Below are 7,068 nucleotides of genomic sequence, written 5' to 3' on the forward strand. Positions count from 1 at the left end.
CTGGTCTTCGAGGCAGAAGCCGGCATGCTTCTTGTAGGTTTTGCCCTCGAGGCCCGGCACGGGAATATCGGTCCAGACGCCATTGTAAACCTGCACACCCGGCCGATCGCTCCAGATCTTGAGGGTCAGATCCTTGGCAGGAGAAACAACCGTAGCGATCGGGTCGGCATGCTTGCGGCCAGTATCGAGTACCATGCCGATATCATAATCGACCGGAGCACCCGCGACGTCACGCATAGTCCGCGGCTGGCGCAGGTCATAAACGGTCCCGCGCGATGGCAGGATGGCGCCGGTGGGTGCCAGATCGCCGCCGAGTTCGGTATAGGCGCTCGAATTGACCTGAATGGTGTGGTCGAGCACATCGTCGGTAGTGCCAAGATTAAAATACTGGTGCTGCACGAGGCTGATCGGCGTTGCCCGGTCGGTGGTCGCGCTCAGTTCCAGACGAAGCTTGTTTCCGTGCAGGCTGTATGTCGCGGCAAAATTGACATTGCCGGGATAGCCCATCGCGCCATCGGGCGAAAAATGGGTGAAGCGCACGGCATTGTTGGCGCTGTCGGCCTGGCCGGACCAGACCTGGCGGCCAAGACCCTCTTCGCCGCCATGCAGCTGCAATTCGCCGGCATTGGGCGGCAGCTTGTAGGTCACGCCATCAATTTCGAAGCTGGCGCCCTTGATGCGATTGGCAACGCGCCCGGCAAGCGACCCGAAATGCGGGCTGTGCTGGGTGTAGGCGGCAAAATTATCAAAGCCGAGCACGACGCTGCGCTCGCCGCCGGCAACCGGTACGCGCCAGTCGCGTACGGCCACGCCATAGCCGATGATATCGACGGTGACGCCGGTATCGCTCACCAGCCTGAACTGGTCGACGCGCTTGCCGCCATGCTCACCAAAGGTCGAAACGTCGATGCCCATAGACAATCCCCTCAACTCTCTCGGGGCGGAGCTTTAGCGCTATTTGCCCATGCGGGGCAACGGCGCTCTTGACCTTTCGAAGCGCTCCGCAAACTGTGCGACAAGGCAAGAAGAAACGATTGCGGGGACAGTGTGAGTGATGAAGCGGCCCGTCGGCGGGTAACGGTGCACGATGTGGCGCGCGCCGCCGGTGTCTCCCTGGCAACCGTCGATCGCGTTCTCAATGGCCGCCCCGGCGTGCGCGCCGCCACCGCCGAAAAGGTCGAAGAGGCCATAAAAAGCCTGGGTTTTTCGCGCGATCTCAATGCTTCGCTCATGGCCCGGTCCCGCGATCTGAGCGTGGTGTTTTTTATCCCCGATGGTTCCAACGAGTTCATGGACGCTCTTGCCGAGGCCGTCACTCGCCGCGTCGGCCAGGCCCTCTCCGATCGCATGCACCTGAGTACCGAGCGCATCCGCGCCCTTGATACCGGCGCCCTTGCCGCCGGCCTCGACGCGCTCGATCCCAAAACCTGCGATTGCGCCGTGATCGTCACCTCCGAAGAGCCCGACATTCTCGCCGCCGTCGATTCGGCTACCCGGCGCGGGATTGCCGTCATGACGCTGGTGTCCGACCTGCCCGGCTCCAATCGTCGCCATTTCATCGGCGTCGACAACGTCGCCGCCGGCCGCACTGCCGCCTCCCTCCTCGGCCGCTTCCTGCCCCAGGGCGGCACCGTCGCCGTCATCGCCGGCTCGTTGCATTTGCGCGACCACCTCGAGCGCCTCGAAGGTTTTCGCCAGATTCTCTCTGCCGACTTTTCGAATATCGAACTGCTTGGCCCCTTCGAAGGCCACGATGAGCGCGGAGAAACCGAGGCGCTCGTCTCTAAACTGCTGGCCGGGCACCCAAAACTGTCCGGCATCTACAATCTCGGCGCCGGCAATGCCGGCCTCGTCTCGGCCCTCAAGAATTCCGGCCGTTCCGGCAGGCTCCGCGTCATCGCCCACGAACTGACCGCCCCCACGCGCGAGGGCCTCCGCTCTGGCGCCATCGATGTGGTGCTCGACCAGAACCCCGATGGTGAAATCCGCGAGGCCATCGCCGCGGCGCGCTCGCTCGCCCTGGGCACAGCACGCCATGTCGCCACAGACCCCATTGAAATTGGCATTTTCCTGCGCGACAATCTGAGGTAAGAACACCGCCATTCCAACAGGGCGGGCCCGGAAACTCGGGCGGGAGGACGATCCGTTGATTTGCAATCTCAAAATTGAGGTACGTGCCTCATGACCTATCTCGGCATTGATATCGGCACGTCCGGGGTCAAGGCGCTGCTCATCGACGAGCACGGCCGCGCCCTCGGCGAGGCCTCGGCTCCCGCAGTCGAGCCGGTGCGCCCGCATCCCGGCTGGTCCGAGCAAAACCCCACCGATTGGTGGACGGCAACGCTCGCCGCGGTGGACAAGCTCAAGGCCTCGCACCCGTCCGAACTCGCCTCCGTCCGCGGCATTGGCCTTTCCGGCCACATGCACGGCGCGACCTTGCTCGGCAAAGACGACGAAGTTTTGCGACCCTGCATCCTCTGGAACGACGGCCGCTCCGCCGCCGAATGCCTCGAGATGGAAGCCGCGCTCCCGACCCTGCGCCAGCTTTCGGGCAATATCGCCATGCCCGGTTTTACGGCGCCCAAAATCGCCTGGATCCGCAAGCACGAGCCGGCGATCTACGACAAGATCGCCAAAGTCCTGCTGCCAAAAGCCTATGTCCGCCTGCTGCTCACAGGCGAGCACGTCGAAGACATGTCCGACGCTGCCGGCACGTTGTGGCTCGACGTGGCCAAGCGCGACTGGTCCGACGATCTTCTCGCTGTAACCGGCCTCACCCGCGATCACATGCCGCGCCTCGTTGAAGGCTCCGCCCCCTCGGCCCAATTGAAGCGCGACCTCGCGCAGCGCTGGGGCATGGATGGTGCCGTCATCGTCGCCGGTGGCGCCGGCGACAACGCCGCCGCCGCATGCGGTATCGGCGCCATTCGCCCCGGCGAAGGTTTTGTCTCGCTCGGCACATCAGGCGTGCTCTTCGTCTCCAACGAAAAGTTCAGCCCCAACACGGCCGGCGCCGTCCACGCCTTCTGCCACGCCATCCCCGATACCTGGCACCAGATGGGCGTCATCCTCTCGGCCACCGATTCGCTCAATTGGCTCTCGCGCATCACCGGCAAAAAGCAGGCCGAACTTTCGGGCGAGGCCGAAGCTCAATTCACGGGCCCGGGCGAAGCGATCTTCCTGCCCTATCTCTCGGGCGAACGTACCCCCCACAACAATGCCGGTGCCCGCGGGTCCTTCACCGGCCTTTCCCAGTCGACCGACACCGCCCAGATGGCCCAGGCTGTCATGGAGGGCGTCACTTTCGCCATGCGCGATTGCCAGCGCGTCCTTGCCGATGCCGGCACGAAAATCGATCGCCTGCTGGCGGTCGGCGGCGGCTCCAAGTCCGCACTTTGGTTGAAGATGCTGGCCACCAATCTCGACATGGAAATCGCCCTACCCGAGGACGGCGATTTCGGTGGCGCGCTCGGCGCCGCCCGCCTCGGCCTCTGCGCCGCGGAAGGCGCCAAGCCCGCCGACGTCATGGCCATGCCGCCCATCAAGACAACCATTGCGCCCGACAAGAGCCTGTCGGCCGCCTATTCCGATCAATATGCGCGATACCGCGCGCTCTATCCCGCCATCGAGGAGGCACGTAAGTGACGGATTTCTTTAAGGGTATTTCCCAGGTTAAGTTCGAAGGGCCGCAGAGCAAGAACGCCCTGGCCTATCGCCACTACAACAAGGACGAAGTGATCGCCGGCAAGCGGATGGAAGACCATATCCGCCCCGCCATCGCCTACTGGCATACCTTTGCCCAGGAAGGCGGCGACCCCTTTGGCGGCCGTACTTTCGATCGCCCCTGGTTCGACAAGGGTCTTGAAGGCGCCAAGCTCAAGGCCGAAGTGGCCTTCGAATTCCTCAACCTCATCGACGTGCCCTTCTTCGCCTTCCACGACGTGGACGTGTCGCCCGAAGGCGCAACGCTCGAAGAATCAAACAAGAATCTGCGCGTCATCGGCGACATCATCGCCAAGAAGATGCAGGAATCGGACAAGAAACTGCTCTGGGGCACGGCCAACCTCTTCTCCAACCGCCGCTATATGGCGGGCGCCGCCACCAATCCCGATCCCGCCGTCTTCGCCTATGCCGCCGGCCAGGTGAAATCGGTGCTCGAGCTGACCCACGAATTGGGCGGCGAGAACTACGTGCTCTGGGGCGGCCGTGAAGGCTACGAAACCCTGCTCAATACCAAGATCGGACAGGAACAGGACCAGATGGCCCGCTTCCTGACGCTGGTCATCGAGCACGCCGAAAAGATCGGCTTCAAGGGCCAGATCCTCATCGAACCGAAGCCGCAGGAACCGAGCAAGCACCAGTACGACTACGACGTCGCGACCGTGTACGGCTTCTTGCAGAAGTACGGTCTTGAAAAGAAGGTGAAGTGCAATATCGAGGTCGGCCACGCCTTCCTCGCCGGCCACTCTTTCGAGCACGAACTGGCCGTCGCCTCCTCGCTGGGCATGCTCGGCTCGGTCGACGCCAACCGCAACGATCTGCAGTCCGGCTGGGATACCGACCATTTTCCCAACAATGCCGGAGAAATGGCGCTGGCCTTCTACTACATCCTCAAGCAGGGCGGCCTCGGCAAGGGCGGCTTCAATTTTGACGCCAAGGTTCGTCGCCAGTCGCTCGACGCTGCCGACCTTTTGCACGGCCATATCCTCGGTCTTGATACCCTCGCCCGCGGCCTCAAGGGCGCCGTGGCGCTCATCGAAGATGGTGAGTTCGACAAGCTGCTCGACGATCGCTATGCCGGCTGGAACTCGGGCATCGGCAAGGACATCCTCGGCGGTAAGCTGAGCCTCTCCGACATCGCTGCCAAGGTTCAGGCCGAAGCCATCAACCCGCAACCGCGCTCGGGCCGCCAGGAATATCTCGAAAACCTGGTCAACCGGTTCGTCTGATGATCCGAGCGATCGAGCCCGGCGACCGGGAAGCGTGGACGCAATTGTGGAAGGCTTACCTGGCCTTCTACGAAACCGTCCTCTCCGACGAGATTTTTGCCTCGACCTGGTCGCGTCTGCTCGATCCCACTGAACCCACCTGGGGCGCTTTTGCGCTCCAGGATGGCAAGCCGGTCGGTCTCGTCCACTGGCTCTATCACCGCACCAATTGGGCCATCGCCGACAATTGCTACCTGCAGGACCTTTTCGTCACCCCCGAAGGGCGCGGTGGCGGTCATGGTCGTGCCCTCATCGAGCATGTCGCCGCCGACGCGCGGACCAGAAACTGCGCGCGCCTCTATTGGAATACCCACGAAACCAACGCGACAGCGATGCAGCTCTATGATCGCCTGGCCAGCCAATCCGGCTTCGTCCAGTACCGCATGCCGCTGTCACCCTAGGATCTTGCGATGCCGCAACTGACCAATCCCATCCTGCCGGGCTTCAATCCCGATCCGTCGATCCTGCGCGTCGGCGACGATTACTATATCGCCACCTCCACCTTCGAGTGGTTCCCCGGCGTACAGATTCATCACTCCAAGGACCTGGCGAACTGGGACCTGATCACCCGCCCGCTGACCCGCAAGAGCCAGCTCGACATGCGCGGCGATCCCGATAGCTGCGGCGTCTGGGCGCCGTGTCTCACCCATGACGGCGAAAAGTTCTGGCTCGTCTATACCGACGTCAAGCGCAAGGATGGCTCCTTCAAGGACGCGCATAACTACATCGTCTGGGCCGACAAGATCACCGGCCCCTGGTCCGATCCGGTCTATGTCAATTCCTCGGGTTTCGATCCCTCCCTCTTCCACGATGACGACGGCAAAAAGTGGTTCGTCAACATGCTGTGGGATCATCGCCGCCGGCCGCTGCTCTTCGCCGGCATTGCTCTCCAGGAATTCGATCCCAAGGCGGGAAAACTCGTCGGCCCGATCAAGAATATCTACAAGGGCACCGACCTGAAGCTCGTCGAAGGTCCGCATCTCTACAAGCGCCAAGGAAAAGACGGACAGCCTTGGTACTACCTCCTCACCGCCGAGGGCGGCACGGCCTATGACCATGCCTGCACCTTTGCGCGCTCGCGCACCATCGATGGCGATTATGAAACCCATCCCGACAAGCACATTCTCACTTCCAAGGATGCGCCGCTCGCGCCGCTGCAGCGCGCCGGTCATGGCGATATCGTCGAAACGCCCGAGGGCAAAACCTATCTCGTGCACCTGACCGGCCGCCCCACCACCCAGGAGCGCCGCTGCGTCCTCGGTCGCGAAACTGCAATTCAAGAGGCCTACTGGGGCGACGACGACTGGCTCTATGTGAAAAACGGCCCCGTCCCCTCGCTCCACGTCGAAGTGCCGGGTACCCGCGACGAACAAAAGTATTTCGCCGAGAAACGCTACACCTTTGAAAACGGTCTGCCGATCGATTTCCAGTGGCTGCGTACCCCGGAAACCGAACGCATTTTTGCAACCGAAGCCGGCAAGCTGACCCTCTTTGGCCGCGAGAGCATCGGCTCCTGGTTCGAACAGGCCCTCGTCGCCCGTCGCCAGCAGCATTTCTCCTATGATGCGGAAACCGTCGTCGATTTCCCCGCCACCGACGAACGCACCATGGCGGGCCTCACGGCCTATTACAGCCGCTACAACTTCTTCTATCTGGCGGTAACAGCCCATTCCGACGGCCAGCGCGAGCTGCTGATCATGACTTCGGAAATGTCCTGGCCCGACGGCAATCTGCGCTTCCCCGCCGAGCCGGTGCAGATTCCCAATACCGGCAAGGTCAAGCTCGCCCTCACCATCCGCGGCCGCAAACTGCAATTCTTCTACGCCCTTGAGGGCCAGGACCTGCAGCCCATCGGCCCCGTGCTCGACGCCTCGATTCTGTCCGACGAATGCGGCGGCCACCAGGCCCATGGCAGCTTTACGGGCGCCTTCGTCGGCGTTGCCGCCCACGACCTCAACGGTACGGCGAGCCCCGCCACCTTCGACTATTTTGTCTATCGTCCGCAGCACGATCCCTCGGATCGGTATGAGATCGATAGTCTCGTCGGTAAGGCGGAGTAGCTATCAGGCGCACTGTCTTC

The 7,068-nt window shown here is 62.6% G+C and carries 6 protein-coding genes; 5 read left to right on the forward strand and 1 reads right to left on the reverse strand.

The genetic code is table 11. The features are described 5' to 3' along the window. Positions 1-915 (reverse strand): aldose epimerase family protein (locus tag ABW043_RS13475; RefSeq protein ID WP_353921721.1); only part of this gene is annotated, 915 nt, incomplete at its 3' end. Between the two features lie 132 nt (positions 916-1,047). On the opposite strand from ABW043_RS13475, the gene ABW043_RS13480 reads away from it, so the two are divergent. The 5 genes from ABW043_RS13480 (at position 1,048) to ABW043_RS13500 (ending at position 7,048) form a co-directional block, all read left to right on the forward strand. Further along, entirely contained in the window at positions 1,048-2,091 is a 1,044-nt protein-coding gene (locus ABW043_RS13480) for a LacI family DNA-binding transcriptional regulator (protein WP_353921722.1), read from the forward strand. A gap of 90 nt (positions 2,092-2,181) precedes the next feature. Continuing rightward, complete coding sequence (xylB, locus tag ABW043_RS13485; protein ID WP_353921723.1) at positions 2,182-3,645, forward strand: xylulokinase; 1,464 nt, start codon at positions 2,182-2,184, stop codon at positions 3,643-3,645. Next, positions 3,642-4,949, forward strand: a complete 1,308-nt coding sequence (xylA, locus tag ABW043_RS13490) for a xylose isomerase (protein ID WP_353921724.1) — start codon at positions 3,642-3,644, stop codon at positions 4,947-4,949. Before xylB ends, xylA begins: the two co-directional genes overlap by 4 nt. After that, entirely contained in the window at positions 4,949-5,389 is a 441-nt protein-coding gene (locus ABW043_RS13495) for a GNAT family N-acetyltransferase (protein ID WP_353921725.1), read from the forward strand. The genes xylA and ABW043_RS13495 overlap by 1 nt, the downstream gene beginning before the upstream one ends. A 9-nt stretch (positions 5,390-5,398) precedes the next feature. Beyond that, positions 5,399-7,048, forward strand: coding sequence for a glycoside hydrolase family 43 protein (locus ABW043_RS13500; RefSeq protein ID WP_353921726.1), 1,650 nt, complete (start codon positions 5,399-5,401; stop codon positions 7,046-7,048). Positions 7,049-7,068 lie beyond the last annotated feature (20 nt).

The organism is Devosia sp. (assembly GCF_040509215.1).
GTDB lineage: Bacteria > Pseudomonadota > Alphaproteobacteria > Rhizobiales > Devosiaceae > Devosia.

What these genes read in the sequence shown, in the direction of transcription:
- ABW043_RS13500 (WP_353921726.1), top strand. Translation starts at nt 5,399, where the DNA reads ATGCCGCAACTGACCAATCCCATCCTGCCGGGCTTCAATCCCGATCCG.
- ABW043_RS13495 (WP_353921725.1), top strand. Translation starts at nt 4,949, where the DNA reads ATGATCCGAGCGATCGAGCCCGGCGACCGGGAAGCGTGGACGCAATTG.
- xylB (WP_353921723.1), top strand. Translation starts at nt 2,182, where the DNA reads ATGACCTATCTCGGCATTGATATCGGCACGTCCGGGGTCAAGGCGCTG.